The sequence below is a fragment of the Bacillus sp. JKS001846 genome (assembly GCF_900176455.1).
Classification (GTDB): domain Bacteria; phylum Bacillota; class Bacilli; order Bacillales; family Bacillaceae_G; genus Bacillus_A; species Bacillus_A cereus.
The window spans coordinates 2,826,070-2,845,274 of the sequence record NZ_FWYG01000001.1; the positions used below are offsets into that span (position 1 = coordinate 2,826,070).

Sequence of the window (19,205 nt, forward strand, 5' to 3'; positions counted from 1 at the left end):
TACATAAACAGAATCGGCATTATCGGAGCAATGCAAATTGAAATAGATTTACTTTTAAAAAAGCTAGTAATACAAGAAGAACAGACAATTGCGGGAATGCCATTTTATATTGGAGAATTCATGGGAACAGAAGTAATTATTACACGTTCTGGTGTAGGGAAAGTAAATGCTGCTGCATGTGTGCAAACATTAATTCATAAATTTAATGTAGACTCTATCATCAATACGGGCGTTGCTGGTGGATTACATCCAGGTGTAAAAGTTGGCGATTTAGTTATTTCAACTAACGTTACCCATCATGATTTTACATATATAAAAGAAAATAATTGTTCCATTTACATTGCTAGTAATGGTTTGAAAGAATATTTACGAGCAATCGTAACTTATTATGCTTTAGACAAGTGGGTGACAGAAACGTTTAGTATTGAACAAATACAATCGCTAAATAAAGGTGACTTAGTTAAAAGTATTATGAACCAATATGATATAAAAGAGGCAGCGGTAGTTGGTGACCGGCTATGTGATATAAATGCAGCGAAAGACAACGGTTTACTTGCAATTGGGTGCAATTTTGATTTTGCGCAAGAAGATGAACTTGCTCAGGCTGATGTAGTAATAGATGATTTAATGGAGTTGAAGGGGATATTACCTGCTGTACAGAGGTAAATAAAGTGTGTGCGTTTTTTGCCAAGTCCTATATGTCTTAGTTTATGGAGGGAATATGATTAAAAATAATTTTAAAATTAGTAATATTCCTGCGGTTTTATGGGGAGATAAGAGTGATAAAATTTTTATTGCAGTACATGGAAATATGTCAAATAAGGAAGATACAATTATTCAAATATTAGCTGAAGAAGCCAAACAAAAAGGTTATCAAGTATTAAGCTTTGATTTACCTGAGCATGGAGAAAGAAAAGATGATAATACGCCTTGCAAAGTACAGATTTGTGTTAGTGAATTATCTATAATTATGAATTATGCAAAAGAACATTGGAAAGAAATAAACGTGTTTGCATGTAGTATGGGAGCGTATTTTAGCCTTTTAGCTTATCAAAATGATGTGGTAGAAAAGGCATTATTTTTATCACCAGTAGTTAATATGGAACGAATTATCGAAAATATGATGAAATGGTTTAATGTAACACCAGAGCTTTTGCAAAAAGAAATGACTATAGAGACACCTATTGGTCAAAAGTTACATTGGGATTATTTATGCTATGTAAAAGAACATCCGATTAATACATGGAATATAGATACATATATTTTGTACGGAGCCAAGGATGAACTGTGTGAACTTGAAACTATTAACTATTTTACAGAAAAACATCGTTGTGAATTAGAAGTTATGGAGACGGGTGAACATTACTTTCATACCGAAGAACAGTTAAAGATATTTGAACAGTGGTTACACAAGCATATCGATTAACAAATTACAATTTATTTTGAACCTGTTAGAGAAGAATGAGAAATATATAAACTTATAGTATATTTGAGAGAATTTATAAATGGTGAATGTATACACTTAAACAAACACATGCTTTAATTCGATAAGAATTAAACAACTTTAAAGAGCCTTATCACACACTAGATTGTAGCAAGGCTCTTATATTTTCATAATAAAATTAATCAACTGTATTATCGATTTACATATGAAGTGAAGAATACGCACGCTATAAATTACATAAAGTAACAACCATAAAAATGCTCAGAATAAAAGATTCTCGAGCATTTTTATGTATTTTCATACTTAGGGGGAATGGACTTGAAAGATATACATATTCAACAAATAGAAAATTTAATGGAATATGAATTCAGTCATCTCGTTCAAGACAGTGAAGAAGAAGGTTTTAATTTCCTTATAAGGCTAATAAATGAATATAAAAACAAAATAAATGTATTCAATAAAACTGGAGAATGTTTATATGGTGTTTTCCAAGGTGATATGTTAATTGGAGTTGGAGGTTTAAATGAGGATCCGTACACAAAAGACAATAAGATTGGGCGGTTAAGGAGATTTTATATTTCAAGGGATTATCGGCGTATAGGGTTAGGGAACTTATTATTAAACCAACTATTATGTCATGCGGAAAAATATTTTGAAGTGATTGTTTTACATACTGACACGAAGCAAGGGGATGTGTTTTATACTGCGAATGGATTTGTAAAAGGGGGATTATATAAGGGATCGAGTCACTACAAACTATTATAGAGATTGCTATCCAAATAATAGCTACGAACAGGTTTTTTGTTGGTAAATCGATATATCTTAAAAATCGCTGATATATGAAGTTGCGATCCTTATATTAAAAGACAACTTTTATAATTTCATTTACTAAATTGTTATTATAAAAAAGAGCACCTTAGCTTTTAAAATTTAGCTTATAAGGTGACTCCTTTTCAGTCAATTACGTTTTAACGTTCATTTGTTTCAATAATAATCCTGGTTTACCTTTTACATAATAAAAATGCGGGTTATTTTCATCATCATAAAGCATAATATAAGGCTTTTCATTTAGTGGGAGCAGTATAAGTACTTCGTCTATTGTAGTGTGTAACCATTGATTAGTAATAGAAACCGGCTTAGATAATGGGATTTTTATCATATAGCCATCTTTTGGAACGACATTTAAGTTTTTAAATGGACCAGTAATTGCTTTAGCGTATTGAACTGCTTCTTTTTGGACTATTGGATCTAAAGATTGTTTTTGAATGACCATTTCTTTTTGACAATCAAATACTTCAATTTGTTGATTTGTATTTGCGAACGCATTTGTTGATAATAGAAATAGAAGAAGAGAAATGACCCCGATTTTTTTTATCATAGTACAACACCTCACCATTACTATCCCCTCAAAAGCTTTAAATATTTTTCTGTCACATTCATGTAACAAAGATGTTGTATGATACAATTGGTTTTTGTTTAAAAGCAATGGAGGAAAAAATATGAAAGTTTTAATTGCAGATGACGAACAAGATATGTTAAGGATTTTAAAAGCTTATTTTGAAAAAGAAGGCTTTGAAGTATTATTAGCGAAAGACGGAGAGGAAGCACTTCAAATATTTTATGATGAAAAAATTGATTTAGCTATTTTGGATTGGATGATGCCGAAACATAGTGGTATTACTGTCTGTCAGGAAATAAAAAAGAATTCAAGCGTAAAAGTATTAATGCTTACGGCGAAAAGTGAAAGTGAAGATGAATTAGCAGCGCTTCAAAGTGGGGCAGATGAGTACGTAAAAAAACCATTTCATCCAGGAGTACTAATTACACGAGCGAAAAAACTTATTCAGCATGATGATATTATTCAAGTACAAGATGTAAAGATAAATTTCGCCAAAAATAAAGTATATAAAAATGATATAGAGTTAGAAATTACAAAAACAGAGCTCGAATTAATAAAATGCTTTTTAAATCATAAAGGAACTATTTTAACTCGTAAAAAATTGTTAGACATTGTATGGGGATTTGACTATTTTGGAGAAGAGAGAACGGTTGATACACATGTAAGAAGGCTGCGTAAAAAAATTGGAGAAAATATTATTAAGACGCATCGTGGGCTGGGTTATAGTTTGGAGGAACAAAGTGAATAAACTTGGGAAAAAGCTATTTCTCAGCATTTCTTTAACCGTTATTCTTATATTTACAATTTCTTTATTATTAATTAACTTTCTCTTGCCGAAATATAATATTTATAAAACACGTGAAAACTTAAATGAATTTACAACTCAAATACAAAATGCGCCAGTCAATGATTTAGAAGATATTATTCATACAATTGAAAGTGAAAATAATGTTACAATTGCGTATACGCCAATTAATCAGTCAGAAGATGCTATGAACGACGCGTTACGCATGCAACTTACGAAAAAGAAAGTGACGTTAAATAAGCTTTGGATTACGAAAGACGAAGTTATGAAAGTGAAGACGGAAGGGCAATCGAATAAACTGTACGATCAAGGAAAGGTAAAAGCGAGTTTTTTTGCTAAATATATTGCGAAAGATGATACGATAATTTTAATTGGAACTTCCATTGCGAATTCAAATGAAATTATAAATACGTTAAATACATTTTACTTATACATCGTATGTTTCTCGCTGCTTCTTATTATTTTACTTGTGTGGATACTTTCAAAAATAATAACGACGCCACTGAAAGAGCTAAGTGATGTGGCTCAGGATATTTCACATTTGCAGTTTAAAAGAACGAAAGTGAAAACGAATGATGAAATAGGAGAGTTGGCCAATAGTATTAATATCATGAGTGAAAAACTACATGAAGCACATCAAGACTTAACTGATCGTAATGAACATTTAAAACGATTTATGGGTGATGTAACGCATGAATTAAAGACACCGATCGCATTAGTAAAAGCATACTCTATGGGGATTAAAGATGGATTAGATGATGGGACTTATGTAGATACAATTATTAAACAAACAGATCAAATATCAAACTTAATTGAAGAACTATTACGATTTTCTAAACTAGAAAGAGATATTTTACAAAAAGAAGAATTCCCCATTGAACCACTGGTCCAGAGTATATTAGATAAGCATCAGATTGAACTGGATTCGAAAGAAATTAACTTGCAAGTAAATTGTAATGCGGGCGATACAATCGTTTATGCAGATTTAAATAAAATGAGAATGGTGTTTCAAAATTTAATTTCTAATGCGATAAAATATACAGCAAATCAAAACATAATAATTACATTAGAAGATAGAAATAAAAGTATATATTTCCAAATAAAAAATGGCATTCCTACGGATAAAATTAAGGATATCGAGAAAATTTGGGAGCCTTTTTATGTACTAGAATCTTCTCGTAGTAAAGAAAAATCAGGTACAGGATTAGGTCTAGCGATAGTGAAAAGTATTTTAGAAAGGCATGGTTTTGAATATGGAGTTTCCTCTATAGATGGAGAAATTCAATTTTATATAAATGTGAAAAAGGACTAATGAAAATATTAGTCCTTTTTGCAGCTTTAGAGATTAGCGATACAGGATGAATCACCATAATTTTCAAAATTGATGTATTAAATGGAGAATTAGCAAATGTTCTACTTTCATTAAATTCACGTGAAGTTCACAGGGAAACGTTATATTTACATAGTTATATTTGAATTTAATGAAGTGAGGTATTCAGATTTGAAAAGAAAGAAATTAGTAATTGGTAGCATTTTAATGGGTATGACGTTATCTTTATCTGCATGTGGTTCATCAGATAATATTGTAACGACAAAATCAGGAAGCATTTCAGAAAGTGATTTTAACAAAAAATTAAAAGAAAACTACGGTAAACAGAATTTATCTGAAATGGTAGTAGAAAAAGTATTAAATGATAAATATAAAGTTACGGATGAAGAGGTAACGAAACAACTAAAAGAATTAAAAGACAAGATGGGCGATAATTTTAATACATATATGGAATCTAATGGTGTGAAAAATGAAGATCAGTTGAAAGAGAAATTAAAGCTTACTTTTGCTTTTGAAAAAGCTATTAAAGCAACCGTAACGGAAAAAGATATTAAAGATCATTATAAGCCAAAGCTTCAAGTTAGCCATATTTTAGTAAAAGATGAAAAGACAGCAAAAGAAATTAAAGAAAAATTAAATAGTGGCGAAGATTTCGCGGCATTGGCTAAACAATATTCAGAGGATCCAGGTTCTAAAGAAAAAGGTGGGGAACTATCTGAATTTGGACCTGGTATGATGGTGAAAGAATTTGAGGATGCTGCGTATAAGTTAGAAGTTGGTCAATTGAGTGAACCTGTTAAATCTTCTTTCGGATATCATATTATTAAGCTAACGGATAAAAAAGAGCTTAAACCGTATGAGGAAGAGAAAGAGAATATTCGTAAAGAATTAGAACAGCAACGTATACAAGATCCTCAATTCCATCAACAAGTTACTAGAGAACTGCTTAAAAATGCAGATATAAAGGTATCTGATAAAGACTTGAAAGATACCTTTAAAGAGTTAGAAAAATAATAAATGGAATGTAAGGCAAGCGATAGAAATATCGGTTGTCTTTTTCTCTATTTATCCCGCTATTTGCCGGGCAGTAAGACCCCACCTCAAAATTCAGCGAAAGCAAAGAAGTGGCCCTGCTGATCGTAAACGCCCAATTGGTGAGGGCTGATTAAAGTTTCACTTTATAAAGAAGGAGGAAGTGGGAAAATACTTTCATACCTGCATTAAATTTTACTTAATAAGAAATCTTTGAGTTTCTCAACTTTTATATAAAATAAAACTGAATTTTCAGTTATTTTGTTATATAGTAAAAGAGAACGAATAAGGGGAGGGAACATTTTGAGTAAAAAGAAAATGGCAATTACACTGTCAGCAATGCTATCTGCAACAATTATACCTAGCTTTACTATGGATGTGCATGCAGAGAAGAAGCAAGAGACTAAAAGTACGAAAATTGAATTAGAAAATGGGATGACAAAACCGATTTATTCTCTCGATGAAGCTATTATCGAAAATTTATATGTAGAGACAGAAGTTGATAGTGATCGAGACGGTAAGAAAGACAGAGTATCGATAAAAGTTATGCGTCCAAAGACAGATCCGAATGTGAAAGTTCCTGTTATTTATGAAATGAGTCCATATCGATCTGGATTAAAAGATGTTCCTGTATATAATGTAGATGAAGAATTGTATGCGTATGAAGGAAAACCGTATGGAGCGGTTAATCTTGGTTCGTATGGGAACTATTACGTGCCAAGAGGTTATGCAGTTATTCTAGGCGAAAGTATCGGTACTGGAAAATCAGATGGATGCCCTACAACTGGAGATGAACAAGAGATACTCGGGACAAAATCTGTTATTGATTGGGTAAACGGTCGCGCGAAAGCATTTACAGAACAGGGTGAGGAAGTTCAGGCAAATTGGTCTACAGGAAATGTAGGTATGACTGGAGTTTCCTATAATGGTACTTTACCAAATGCTGTTGCGACTACTGGAGTCGAAGGTTTAAAAACAATTATTCCAATCGCAGCAATTAGTAGTTGGTATGATTATTATCGTGCAAATGGTGCGGTCATTGCTCCAGGCGGATATCAAGGGGAAGATACAGATAATATGGCAGAAGCAGTACTGACAAGGGAAAACCCTGAAGTTTGCGGACAAGTTATAAAAGAGTTAACGGCTGGACAAGACCGAAAAACAGGTAATTATAATGATTTTTGGGATAAACGTAACTATGTAAAAGATGCTAAAAATGTAAAAGCGAGTGTATTTGTTGTTCATGGTTTAAACGATTGGAATGTTAAAACAAAACAGTTCGCGCAATGGTGGGAAGCACTTGGAGAAAATAATGTTCCGCGTAAAATGTGGCTACACCAAGGTGGTCATGGTGGGACATCAAGTAATAACTGGCAGCAAACACAAAATAAATGGTTAGATTATTGGTTATACGGAATTGAAAATGGAATTATGGATGAACCAATGGTTGATGTGCAAAGAGAAAATAAAACGTGGCAAAAGATAAAAAATTGGCCAGATCCATCAGCTGTACCTTCAAAAATCCGTATGTATTTAAGTAATAAATTAGTCAATTTGCCATTAAGTATGGGATCGGCTAATAAAGTTTTCTCATTCTTAGATGATGCACAAATGAAATCAAACCAATTAGTAGCAAACCCAGAATTAGAAGTAGCAAATCGATTAGTATATACAATGCCTGTACTGCAAAAAGATACGCGTATAAGTGGTACACCAAAGATTTCAATTACAGGAAATATTGATCGATCTGTATCAAATTTAACAGCATTACTTGTTGACTATGGAGGAGCGAAGCCGGAAATCGTAACGAGAGGCTGGATGGATCCACAAAACTTAAAGAGTATAGAAAATTCAACAGCGATTCAACCGGGCAAAGATTATACATTTACATGGGACATGCAGCCAGATGATTATGTATTTAAAGCGGGGCATCAAATCGGAGTTGTTTTAATTGCAAGTGATTATGATTATACAATTAGACCGAAAGCTGGCACGAAACTTACAGTGAAATTAAGTGAAGTGACATTGCCGATTGTGAAATAAATATTTTTTCTAAAGAGCTTACTAAAGTAAGCTCTTTAATTTGTAGTCTGAATTTTTAATTTTTATATTTCAAATTGGAAGGTTATGTAATACAATATCATTATATTCTATGGAAAGTGAGTGATATATTATGACAGTCAGCTCTTTCGAAATATCATTAAAATCAGAGGTGCAGGAAGATTAGTTGAATTGAAATCTTCCGTACGTAAAAACGGAGGAGAAAATAAATGTTTAGCTTTTATAGTACACTTTGTACAGAACTGTATGATTACACAAAACCAGTCGGTTATTCTTTAAATGGTGATATTGAGTATTACAAAAAACGTTTAAAAGATTGTAGAGGAAGAATCCTCGAAGCCGCAGTAGGTTCAGGACGTGTCATCATTCCGCTTCTAGAGGCTGGTTTTAAAGTGGATGGGATAGATTATTCACCTGAAATGCTAGATTCTTGCCGTAAGCGCTGTAAAGAGAGAGGCTTACATCCTAATTTATATGAAGGAAGCTTGCAACAATTTTCACTTCCGCATAAATATGACGCAATTATCATTCCTACTGGATCTTTTTGTTTAATTGAAAATCGTGTGGATTCTATAAATGCATTGAAATGTTTTTATGAACATCTTAATCCAGATGGACGATTAATCGTAGATATTATGCTTCCGCATGACTGGAAGACTGGGGAAATTCATACATCGACTTTCTCTTTGCCGAGTGGAGACGGAATCACATTAGAAAATAAATCAATTGAAATAGATTGGCTGAACCAAGTTACTGTATCATATTTGAAATATGAAAAGTGGAGTAAAGGACAGTTAGTACAAACAGAACTACAACGCTTTGCGCTGCGCTGGTATGGAATAGAAGAGTTTAAACTTCTTTTAGAAAGTATAGGTTTCTCTAATATTACGTGCTCTGCTGAATATGATTATGAAAAAGAACCGTCAAATGCAAATCAAATGATTACTTTTGAAGCTGTGCGAAAAGAATAGAACTAAAACTATGAATAAAAAATAAGGCAATTGATTTAAAATCGGCTGCCTTATTTTTTATTTTATGTAATGGTTTATAGAGAAAGATTGGAGGGAAATAAATGAAACTTATATTAATATTTGGCCCACAAGCAGTTGGAAAAATGACAGTGGGGCAAGAATTAGCAACATTAACCGGTTTAAAACTTTTTCATAACCACATGACAATTGATTTAGTAAGTCCAATTTTTGATTACAGTACGAAAGAAGCAAAAAGACTAGTAAGTTTATTTCGTAATGAAATATTTGAAGAAGTATCTAAAAGTGATTTATCTGGAATGATTTTTACGTATATATGGGCATTTGACCTCCAAGCGGATTGGGATTATATACATCATGTAGAAAGTATTTTTGAATCAAAAGGTGGGACAGTGTATTTTGTAGAGCTGGAAGCGGAATTAGATGAAAGATTAGAACGAAATAAAAGCCCGAATAGATTAGAACATAAACCGAAAAAAAGAGATATTGAGTGGTCTGAAAATAATTTGAAAGAAACGATGAAAAAGCATAGATTAAACTCTCTTCATGGTGAAATTGAAAAAGAAGAGTATATAAAAATTAATAACACGTATTTGAGTGCAAAAGAAGTAGCGGAAATGATTAAAGAGAAGTTTCAATTGTGAAATTTTTGAAGTCTATTTCGTTTTCGTTGTCCAAGCATTCTCCTACTAATTACATATACTATTTATGTTAAAGTCGGCTACTATTTTATATAGGGCTGTTATTTTCCTATAAATGCTATTTTAGTGAAGTGGGAGGAATCAATTTGGAAAACGTAGAACAAGATAGAATTGAAAATCAAGTGTATTCAAATCGTGTAGTAAGATCAGAATTTGATTCGAATTGGGAAACTTGTATATCAAAGAGTGGTTATGTAATTTATGTAGCAACAAGTAATAATGCTGAAGTAATGGTGCTTCTTGCAGATGGTTCAAGTAAATTATTAATTTTCGAAAAAGGCGGTAAAGTAGTAGTTGGTGGCGGTGGAACAAGTCATTACAGTAAGCCGCATATTGCAAGAAATATTTAAGATAGAACATGTTAATTAAGAAGAAGCTGGAAAACGGTTGTCATTCATGTTTAGGGCATGATAGACGAACCGTTTTTTATTTGTTTATAAATTTAGAAGAACTTCATTGATTACAAATACATCAGGATGAGCAGCGAAATTAGAAGAAAACTTGGCGGGTAATGGTACAAAATATTATGTAGGTTTGCAAGAATCTTATAAGCGATATAAAAAAGCATTTCCTATTTGGGGAAACACTACTTCTATGTTATAGTATAATAGTGTTTTTAGATGGTGCTATTTTAATATATTTATAATTTTGTTATGTATTATTTTTATATTAAATAAGCGTCTAAAGTATTTTTTTATATAAGGAGTAATAATTAGAGAAATGAAAAATATAGACTTTATACTAGAAAGTGATGAGGCATTAAAACCGTCTGAACGATTAGTACTATTATTATTAGAGAAGCATAGAATGCTATATACGAACGATCTATTGGCATTATCAAATTTATCATATAAAACATTAACAGATTCATTAACGGCGCTAGTTTTAAAATCGTATGTGTTAAAGGAAACAGGTAAGGGAAGAAGACAGAATTGCTATAGATTAGTATGATAAGGCAGCTGTTTTAGAGACTTTTACATATGTTTTTTCAATCGTAAGGTGGAAGTGTGTTTTTGTTTTCAAACGAAAAATTTACTATAAGAGGGTTTAAGATAGTATCGTTTCATTTTTGTGAATGTAATTATTTCATCATTGAAAATACAAAAATAAAATAAATAGTATAAAAAAGAAATAAAAAAACAATCCATTTTAAAAAGGGATTGTTTTTTTATTGGAATAATATTATTTGATATGTTGAAAGCATAAATAGCAGAATAAACATTACCTGTTTTAGTTCATGAAACTGAACAAATATGATGAAAACTATGTGTATAGTTTTTTGCTTGCTTTTTCAGTAACTCTAATGAAATCATGGTCTTCATTGTTTAAAGGCAGTATTTTTAACATTATTGCTATTCAGCCATTAAGCACAAAAAAGTAATATATATAATATTATTATGTAAACTTAAGATTTTAAAAGGAAAATATAATAATTAATAGAACATGTAGAAGGAGATGCTTAAATATTTTGAAGGATGGGAGATTATTATGGAGCATTTACAATCAATAGCACAAGCTGTTATAAGTGGTAATAAGGAAAAAGTAGTGAAGTTTATAAAGGCGAGTCCAAGTATTGTTAGCGAATGTAGTGAAGATGGCTGGACACCACTTCATTTAGCAGCTTATTTTGGACAGAAAGAAATAGCGAGTTTTCTTTTAGAAAGCGGTGCAGATATACATAGTAGAGCGAAAAACGAAAATGAAAATACACCTTTGCAAGCGGCAATTGCGAACAAGCAAAGTGAACTTGTCGCTTTCTTAATTGAAAAAGAATCAGATGTAAATATTATGCAAAGTGGTGGCTGGACAGGACTCCACGAAGCAGCATTATTAGGAAATGAAGAAATAATTATGTTGCTCCTTAAAAATGGAGCTAATAAGATGATTAAGAAAAATGATGGGAAAACAGCGTATGATATTGCATTAGAAAAAGGATATAATCACCTTTTACATCATTTGAAACAGGAAGTGAACTTATGATGAATAAATGGAGTGTTGGTATATTTTTATTTAATGAAGTAGAAGTGTTAGACTTTGCAGGGCCATTTGAAGTTTTTTCTGTAACTGAGGTGAATGAAGAAAAAACATTTACTGTTTATACAGTTAGCGAGAATGGGGAAATGATTACAGCAAGGAATGGATTGAAGGTACAGCCAGATTATAGTATTGAAAATTTACCACCAGTGGATATTTTAATAATTCCGGGTGGGCTAGGTGCTAGAAAATATGAAATAAAAAATGAAATAGTAATAAAATGGATTCGCCAACAAATGAAAGAAGTAAAGCTGATGACTTCAGTTTGTACAGGAGCGCTATTACTGGCGAAAGCAGGTTTACTGGAAGGTTTAAAAGCAACAACACATTGGGCTAGTATTGAAAAGTTTAAAAATGAGTTTCAAAATGTTGAAGTTATAGAAAATGTAAAGTTTGTAGATGAAGGACATATTATAACATCTGCCGGAATTTCAGCTGGAATTAATATGGCATTTCATATTGTGAAAAACTTGTTAGGTGTGCATGTTGCGGAGGACACAGCGAAGCGAATGGAGTATGATATTAGTTTGCCAAATTAAAAAGCCCGGATTGGGCTTTTTATATTGAATGAATATAGTTAAGCTCTTCATCACTCAAAATAGGGCGAACAGATGCATTTGCATTTTCTTGTGCTTGTGTTCCTGTTTTTGCACCAGGAATTACAACACTTACTGCCGGATGAGAGAGTACATAGCGAAGTGCAAGTTGCCCTAGGGTCTGATTTTTATTTGAGAGCAGCCGAAGTTTCTCTACGGTTTGTAAGTCTTCTTGAAACCAAGTTTCATTTGGCCAATCTTTGCGTAAATCTCCATCTGGAAAAATTGTTTTATTTGTGAATTTTCCAGTTAAAATGCCCATTTTTAATGGACCACGAATAACAGCTCCTAGATTTTTCTCTTGTAAGAATGGTAATATATCTTTTTCTGGTTTTCGATTTAATATATTGTAATCAAGTTGTACGATATCAATTTCGTTGTTGTTATTGAAATGATGAATGTATTGTAAATCATGAGTCGAAACACCGACTGCTCTTACTTTGCCATCACGTTTTAATATGTCAAATGCACGTAGAAATGCTTCTGTTTCTCTACGATTATGCCACCAAATATGACAAAAATAAAGATCAATATAATCTGTTTGAAGACGTTGTAAACTTGTTTCGAATACGGCGATGATTTTTTCGGGAGTATCATATACAGGAACTCCATTAGGGTCGTAGTGATGTCCGATTAAACCACCTTTCGTTGATAGGATAATATCATTACGATGTCCTTTAATCGCGGTAGCTACCAACTTTTCACTATGTCCTAAACCATACACATCCGCAGTATCAATAAAATTCACACCACACTCAATTGCTTTTTTTATAGCGGTTATAGATTGTTTATCGTTAACAGGTCCCCATTCATCACCACCGATTGCCCATGCGCCAAAACCTATTTCAGAAACAGTTATTCCAGTTTTACCTAATGTGCGGTAATGCATATTCCCCCTCCTTGTAAGCATGTTATAACATGGATATGTGGGGAAGGAATTTTGTGTGTGAAAAAACTCTTCTACAATAGTAGAAAAAGAATTACAGAAACTACTATTTTATAGCAGCATGTATAAAAAAAATCGGTGTAAATATGGAAATGTCGTCGAATGCTATCTTTAATTGGTTAATTTATGGGATATTTTTGTGAAGGAGTTTATTTTATAAGAATAGAATTTAGTTTAGTAAGAAAACGTGCCGATGGTAGTGAAAAATATGGGTTAGGGGGATTTGAATGAGGAAACTCGAGCGAGTAAATGTTCCTAATATACCAGAGCAATTATCACAACCTAGTGACAAGCGTAGGATAAATAAAAAGAAGTTAAGGCGACTTATTTTAATGGTCCTTTTTATTGCGGCAACTACTCTATATGTTCAATATATTTTAACGAAACAACAAGAAGTAATTGATAAAAAGAAAGATACGATTACGGATCAAAAGAAGCAATTAGTATCTTTAAAGAAAGATAAAGATTCTTTAAAGACTAACATAGAAAATTTAACAGACGATGAGGAAGAAATTTTGAAGTTAGCGAGAAAAGAGTATCAATTTTCTAAGTCAAATGAAACTATATTTGTGATGCCAAAGTAATAAAAACAGTTAGCCATTGAACTGCACCCCCAATTGTTAGACACCGTCTAACAATTGGGGGTGCAGTTTTTTTTGTATGAATGTCATGGTACAAGGAACAATCACATATTGTAGAAATGAAGAGTTTAAGCTATTTTCATAAATATGGAATATGCACTAAAATAAATGTTGTTAAAATTCTGTCAATTATATTATAATACAAGGTAAGCGGATACATTTTTTAATCAACGTTGAGTTCCTCGCTCATACGACTATTAAGAAACCCGTTATCCTCGTATAAGAAAGGAAGATAGCTGTGTACGCTTCAAATACAATTTATATCGTAGGGGATGCGAAAGCACCTCAAAATAATCCCATTACTGAAAAGTTTAAAAGCTATTTCGTAGCATTTATACTTGTTAAGGATACAGGGGAAATTGTAGATGCAGACTGCTCAGCGACAATTGCATTAACATCTCAATTTGTTAAATATTTATTTCTACATAAAAATATAAATGACCCGGCGTTAGTAATGGAAGTAAAGAACCGATATTTCGGTTCTTCTCAAAAAGCGTTACTTGTAGCGCTAAAAGATGCACAGAAAAAATATAATCAGATTGCTGCTTTGTCTACTCAATCATAGACAAAATCCAGCCGTAAGAATCATTCTTATGGCTGGATTTTTTTATTTCACATTATCGTCCTACATCAAAAGTGAACGAAAACAAAGTAGAGAGATAGAAGAGTAAATGCCCAATAGGTTTACCTAATAATCCGTGGGTATAAATCTCCGGTGGATTAAAATTTCACTTCATTGGAGAATGAAAGGATGAACAAAATGAAAATTACAGATGTAAAAGTAAATCGTAGACGTGTAAAACTGCATACACCGTTTAAAACCGCGCTTCGTACTGTAACAGAAATTGAAAGTATAGATGTTTATATTCATACAGACGAAGGAGTGATTGGTAAGGGGGCTGCAGCCGCAACGCCAGTTATTACGGGGGATTTCACCAGCGGAATGGAAGAAGCGATTTTAGGACCGATGCGTTCATGTTTAATTGGTCAAAATATCATTCAGTTTCAGCAGTTACTACAGGGCATTCAAATGAGTTGTATTGGAAATTCAAGTGCCAAAGCAGCGGTAGATATCGCTTTATATGATGTATATTGCCAATATCAAAATGTGCCGTTATATGCCTTGTTAGGCGGGAAGAAAGAAATTCATACCGATATTACAGTGAGTGTGGATGAGCCTGTATTAATGGCAAAAGAAGCGAAGAAACATATAGAAAAAGGATTTCAAACATTAAAGATTAAAGTGGGTAAAGAGGCGCATTTAGATTTGGAACGTATTGAGGCAATTCGAAATGTGGTACCAAGAAATACGATATTACGTTTAGATGCGAATCAAGGTTGGAGTCCAAAAGAAGCGGTCTCTATTATTCAAGAAATGGAAAATCGTAATTTAAATATAGAATTTATTGAACAACCAGTACATGCGAAAGATTGGGATGGGTTAAAGTATGTCAAAGATCGTGTGCAAACGCCAATTATGGCCGATGAAAGTATATTTTCAGCAAGTGACGCATTAAAGCTCGTTCAAGGAAGATATGCAGACTTCATTAATATTAAATTAATGAAATGTGGTGGTATACGTGAAGCATGGCGTATTGCAGATATTGCAGAAACAGCTGGTGTGAAGTGTATGGTGGGCAGCATGATGGAATCTTCACTTTCCGTTAGTGTTGTTGCGCATTTAGCGGCAGCGCATCCTAATATTCATTATTTTGATCTTGATGCACCGCTTTGGTTAATGGAAGAGCCAGAAGGAATGACTTATTCTGGATCAAAGGTAAACCTTCAATCGACAGTGAATAGTAAGTCTTAGGAGAAGAGACTAGTAAACTATCTTTTAAGGGGGATAAATATGAAAAAAGTAGGAACTGCATTTTTAACAACTTTATTTATATTTTCATCGTTTACATCGGCAAATGCTGAAGAAAAGAAGGATAATAAAGCATTTATAGATGTATCTGCTGCAACGTTATGGACAGTACCTGATTCATTAAGGCCAATCGATACACCGAGTACAACAAATCCAGTGGATCTATGGAAATGGACGAAATCAATGACACTTGACGAGAAACTATGGTTAACAAATGCAAATAAATTAGAAACACAAGCGTTACTCGGTCAAGAAGTAACTGTTATTGATAAGAAAGGCGAATGGGTGAAGGTATTAGTGCATGGACAGCCAACACCCCGAAATGAAGAAGGTTATCCGGGCTGGATGCCTGAAAAACAATTAACATATAATCAAGAATTTGCAGATAAAACAAATGAACCTTTTGTCTTAATAACCAAACCAACAGCGATTTTATATATAAACCCTTCTGAAAAACATAAATCACTTGAAGTCAGTTATAATACAAGACTGCCGCTATTAAGTGAAGACACAATTTCATACCGTGTATTGTTGCCAAATGGGCAAAAAGCATGGATACGTAAAAATGATGGAACAGTTTACCAATCTCAAACTGATATTCCAACTCCGGCGGCCGATGATTTAATTAACACAGGGAAAATGTTTTTAGGATTACCGTATATATGGGCTGGTACAAGTGGTTTTGGATTTGATTGCTCTGGCTTCACGCATACGATCTATAAATCGCACGGCATTACAATTCCGCGAGATTCTGGACCGCAATCAAGAGCAGGAGTTGCAGTTGATAAAGAAAATCTACAAAAAGGAGATTTAATTTTCTTTGCACATGATCAAGGGAAAGGTAGTGTCCATCACGTCGCAATGTATATTGGTGATGGCAATATGATTCACTCACCAAGAGCTGAAAGATCGGTAGAGATTATACCGCTAAATACACCAGGATATATAGAAGAATACGCTGGTGCTCGTCGTTACTTACCTTAAAAATAGAGGGGGTTTTTAAATGAAAAAAGTTGTTCGTTACTCATTAGTTAGTACTCTATTAGTTTCTTCATTTTTAGTTGGCTGCGCAAAAGAAAAAACTGCAACAAAGCCCAAAGATGAGAAGAAAGTATTACAGTTACTAGAAACGGGTGAAATTCCGTCGTTAAATTCAGGGAAAGTAACAGATGCAGTCTCGTTTAACGTTTTAAATAACGTAATGGAAGGACTATTTCGTCTATCGAAAAATGATGAAGAAATTGAAGCCGGCGCACAAAAATATGAAGTGAGTAAAGATGGAAAGACATATACATTCCAATTGCGTGATGCGAAATGGTCTAACGGAGATCCAGTAACCGCCCATGATTACGTATACGCTTGGAAGCAATTGATTAATCCAGATACAGCTTCTCAATATGCATACATTGCGTACGATGTAAAAAATGCTGAGAAGATAAATAAAAAACAACTAGGTCTAGATGAATTAGGAGTAAAAGCGAAGGATGATAAAACATTCGTCGTAGAGCTAGAACATCCTGTACCGTATTTTACGAAATTATTAATTTTACCATCCTTCTATCCAATTAACGAAAAATATGCGAAAGAGCAAGGTGATAAATATGGATTAGAAGCAAATAAAGCGGTATATAATGGACCGTTTACATTATCAGAGTGGAAGCATGAAGCTAGCTTTACAATGAAGAAAAACGATAAGTATTGGGATAAAAAAGAAGTGAAGTTAGATGAAGTAAACTATCAAATTGTAAAAGAAATTTCAACTGCGGTAAATTTATATGAAACAGATAAAGTTGATAGAGCTGTTATTTCTACAGAATTCGTAGATAAATATAAAAATAATAAAGAGCTAAAACAATATACAGATCCAGTTATGTACTTCTTCCGATTTAATGAAAATGTACCGATTCTTAAAAATAAAAATGCACGTCTTGCGCTAAGTACAGTTTTTGATAAGAAGGGACTCGCAGATTCATTTTTAAATGATGGATCGGTTGCAGCGAACTATTACGTACCAAAAGGATTTTTAAAGGGCCCAGATAAGAAAGATTTTAGAAGTACGTCTGGTGAGTTTAATAAGACAAATGTAAAACAGGCGAAGGAATATTGGGAGAAAGCAAAACAAGAGACAGGTACAAATGAAGTGACTTTAGAATTATTAAATTATGACTTAGAAAACTTTAAAAAAGTTGGAGAGTACATTAAAGAGCAGCTTGAGAAAAACTTACCAGGATTAAAAGTGAATGTGAAATTACAGCCGCATACGCAAAAATTAGCACTTGAGAAGAAGAAAGAATATGAAATGTCGTTATCACGCTGGTTACCAGATTATCCAGATCCAATGACTTACTTAGAAGTATTCCTTTCTGGAAGCAGTGTTAATAATACAGAATATGCAAATCCAGAATATGATGCATTAATTAAGAAGATTAAAACAGAATTAGGTAATGATGAAAAGGCTCGCTGGAAAGCAATGCAAGATGCTGAAAAAATGCTACTTGATGATGCAGTAATTGCACCGGTATTCCAGCGTGGATTATCTTACTTACAAAAACCATATGTGAAAGATTTATATGTACATCAATTTGGTCCAGCTACAAGTTTAAAATGGGCAGATTTACAAAAATAAAAGAATGGGGAAACAGACTTCACGTATGTGATAGTCTGTTTTTTCTTATTTAAAGTTAGAAAAATAGTTCATGGTATAATTTATTAGTCTGTAAACAGTATTTGGAGGGAAAATGATGTCTATGTTTGAAGAAGAGAAAGTAATTTATACAAAAAGATTATTTATGAGGAAACCAATTGTAGAAGATATTGATCAGTTTTATAACATATTAAAAAAAGATACTGTTGGCAAATGGCTGGCTAAATCAAGAGGAATGTCGAAGGAAGAAACAAATGATTATATTGGGCAACTTATCTTACATTGGGAACAGTATGACTTCGGGGTATGGTTGTTATTTAATAGTGAAACAGGAAAGCTTTTAGGACATTGTGGTTTAAGAAAGGTAGATGAAACAGGTGAAATAGAAATTATGTATCTTCTTGAGCCAGAACATTGGAGGAATGGGTATGCATTAGAAGCAGCAGAGGCTTCCATTAAATATGCAATAGAGACTTTGAATGTAACAAGAATAATTGCTAGAGTTAAAGTAGCAAATGAGAGCTCGAAAAAACTTTTACGAAAGCTCGGGTTTATATATACTCATGAAGTTGATCATAGCGGGCGCTTATTATCATATTTTGAACTCCATACATCATCCAAAGAATTCTAGACATTTCATATATTTTTTCATTGTTAAAAAATAAAATTATTACTAAAATTCCAGTGTGAAATTTATGTAGAATCTTGTATAA

General features: G+C 32.8%; 21 protein-coding genes. 19 read left to right on the top strand and 2 right to left on the bottom strand.

From position 1 onward, the window contains the following. Positions 1–3: 3 nt before the first annotated feature. From mtnN to B9A45_RS15245, 3 genes are all read left to right on the top strand, one after another. The gene (gene mtnN / locus B9A45_RS15235; protein ID WP_033676545.1) at positions 4–666 is read left to right on the top strand and encodes a 5'-methylthioadenosine/S-adenosylhomocysteine nucleosidase; all 663 of its coding nucleotides are present in this window, start codon (positions 4–6) and stop codon (positions 664–666) included. 55 nt (positions 667–721) lie between these two features. Then, the gene (locus tag B9A45_RS15240; RefSeq protein ID WP_016110151.1) at positions 722–1,426 is read left to right on the top strand and encodes an alpha/beta hydrolase; all 705 of its coding nucleotides are present in this window, start codon (positions 722–724) and stop codon (positions 1,424–1,426) included. 330 nt (positions 1,427–1,756) lie between these two features. Continuing rightward, a complete protein-coding gene (locus B9A45_RS15245; protein WP_003284535.1) occupies positions 1,757–2,209 on the top strand; it encodes a GNAT family N-acetyltransferase in 453 nt (150 codons plus the stop codon). Positions 2,210–2,405: 196 nt separating this feature from the next. Here the strand turns inward: B9A45_RS15245 and B9A45_RS15250 are convergent, their stop codons facing one another. Further along, the gene (locus tag B9A45_RS15250) at positions 2,406–2,822 is read right to left on the bottom strand and encodes a hypothetical protein (protein ID WP_000591761.1); all 417 of its coding nucleotides are present in this window, start codon (positions 2,820–2,822) and stop codon (positions 2,406–2,408) included. A 121-nt stretch (positions 2,823–2,943) separates the two neighbouring features. Here B9A45_RS15250 and B9A45_RS15255 point away from each other — a divergent pair, with 121 nt between their 5' ends. The 10 genes from B9A45_RS15255 (at position 2,944) to B9A45_RS15300 (ending at position 12,334) form a co-directional block, all read left to right on the top strand. Further along, entirely contained in the window at positions 2,944–3,591 is a 648-nt protein-coding gene (locus B9A45_RS15255; RefSeq protein ID WP_000865979.1) for a response regulator transcription factor, read from the top strand. Further along, on the top strand, positions 3,584–4,960 hold the full coding sequence (locus tag B9A45_RS15260) for a sensor histidine kinase (RefSeq protein ID WP_016110149.1): 1,377 nt from the start codon (positions 3,584–3,586) through the stop codon (positions 4,958–4,960). Before B9A45_RS15255 ends, B9A45_RS15260 begins: the two co-directional genes overlap by 8 nt. Before the next feature lie 189 nt (positions 4,961–5,149). Then, the gene (locus tag B9A45_RS15265) at positions 5,150–5,992 is read left to right on the top strand and encodes a peptidylprolyl isomerase PrsA (protein WP_002103226.1); all 843 of its coding nucleotides are present in this window, start codon (positions 5,150–5,152) and stop codon (positions 5,990–5,992) included. A gap of 321 nt (positions 5,993–6,313) precedes the next feature. Beyond that, positions 6,314–8,053, top strand: a complete 1,740-nt coding sequence (locus tag B9A45_RS15270) for a Xaa-Pro dipeptidyl-peptidase (RefSeq protein WP_084064217.1) — start codon at positions 6,314–6,316, stop codon at positions 8,051–8,053. Between the two features lie 227 nt (positions 8,054–8,280). Then, on the top strand, positions 8,281–9,042 hold the full coding sequence (locus tag B9A45_RS15275; RefSeq protein ID WP_000490927.1) for a class I SAM-dependent methyltransferase: 762 nt from the start codon (positions 8,281–8,283) through the stop codon (positions 9,040–9,042). A gap of 101 nt (positions 9,043–9,143) precedes the next feature. Continuing rightward, positions 9,144–9,704, top strand: a complete 561-nt coding sequence (locus B9A45_RS15280) for an AAA family ATPase (RefSeq protein WP_000767062.1) — start codon at positions 9,144–9,146, stop codon at positions 9,702–9,704. Between the two features lie 143 nt (positions 9,705–9,847). Continuing rightward, complete coding sequence (locus tag B9A45_RS15285; RefSeq protein ID WP_084064218.1) at positions 9,848–10,111, top strand: hypothetical protein; 264 nt, start codon at positions 9,848–9,850, stop codon at positions 10,109–10,111. Positions 10,112–10,481: 370 nt separating this feature from the next. Then, on the top strand, positions 10,482–10,712 hold the full coding sequence (locus tag B9A45_RS15290) for a hypothetical protein (RefSeq protein WP_000789031.1): 231 nt from the start codon (positions 10,482–10,484) through the stop codon (positions 10,710–10,712). A 537-nt stretch (positions 10,713–11,249) separates the two neighbouring features. Next, positions 11,250–11,741: an ankyrin repeat domain-containing protein gene (locus tag B9A45_RS15295; protein ID WP_142263065.1), complete on the top strand. Its 492-nt coding sequence runs from the start codon at positions 11,250–11,252 to the stop codon at positions 11,739–11,741. Continuing rightward, positions 11,738–12,334: a DJ-1/PfpI family protein gene (locus B9A45_RS15300; protein WP_000981432.1), complete on the top strand. Its 597-nt coding sequence runs from the start codon at positions 11,738–11,740 to the stop codon at positions 12,332–12,334. Before B9A45_RS15295 ends, B9A45_RS15300 begins: the two co-directional genes overlap by 4 nt. A 19-nt stretch (positions 12,335–12,353) precedes the next feature. Here the strand turns inward: B9A45_RS15300 and B9A45_RS15305 are convergent, their stop codons facing one another. After that, positions 12,354–13,280 carry an aldo/keto reductase gene (locus tag B9A45_RS15305; RefSeq protein WP_000559359.1) on the bottom strand — a complete coding sequence of 309 codons (927 nt, stop codon included), beginning with the start codon at positions 13,278–13,280 and terminating at the stop codon, positions 12,354–12,356. 284 nt (positions 13,281–13,564) lie between these two features. On the opposite strand from B9A45_RS15305, the gene B9A45_RS15310 reads away from it, so the two are divergent. The 6 genes from B9A45_RS15310 to B9A45_RS15335 all read left to right on the top strand — a co-directional run bounded on the left by B9A45_RS15310 (position 13,565) and on the right by B9A45_RS15335 (position 19,123). After that, on the top strand, positions 13,565–13,921 hold the full coding sequence (locus tag B9A45_RS15310; RefSeq protein WP_001228371.1) for an FtsB family cell division protein: 357 nt from the start codon (positions 13,565–13,567) through the stop codon (positions 13,919–13,921). 295 nt (positions 13,922–14,216) lie between these two features. Continuing rightward, the gene (locus B9A45_RS15315; RefSeq protein ID WP_000271312.1) at positions 14,217–14,543 is read left to right on the top strand and encodes a DUF3870 domain-containing protein; all 327 of its coding nucleotides are present in this window, start codon (positions 14,217–14,219) and stop codon (positions 14,541–14,543) included. 186 nt (positions 14,544–14,729) lie between these two features. Beyond that, entirely contained in the window at positions 14,730–15,791 is a 1,062-nt protein-coding gene (locus tag B9A45_RS15320) for a dipeptide epimerase (RefSeq protein WP_142263066.1), read from the top strand. 39 nt (positions 15,792–15,830) lie between these two features. Further along, positions 15,831–16,832: a C40 family peptidase gene (locus tag B9A45_RS15325; protein WP_000755430.1), complete on the top strand. Its 1,002-nt coding sequence runs from the start codon at positions 15,831–15,833 to the stop codon at positions 16,830–16,832. 19 nt (positions 16,833–16,851) lie between these two features. Beyond that, positions 16,852–18,474, top strand: a complete 1,623-nt coding sequence (locus B9A45_RS15330) for a peptide ABC transporter substrate-binding protein (RefSeq protein WP_000758254.1) — start codon at positions 16,852–16,854, stop codon at positions 18,472–18,474. Positions 18,475–18,589: 115 nt separating this feature from the next. Continuing rightward, complete coding sequence (locus B9A45_RS15335; protein WP_142263067.1) at positions 18,590–19,123, top strand: GNAT family N-acetyltransferase; 534 nt, start codon at positions 18,590–18,592, stop codon at positions 19,121–19,123. Positions 19,124–19,205 lie beyond the last annotated feature (82 nt).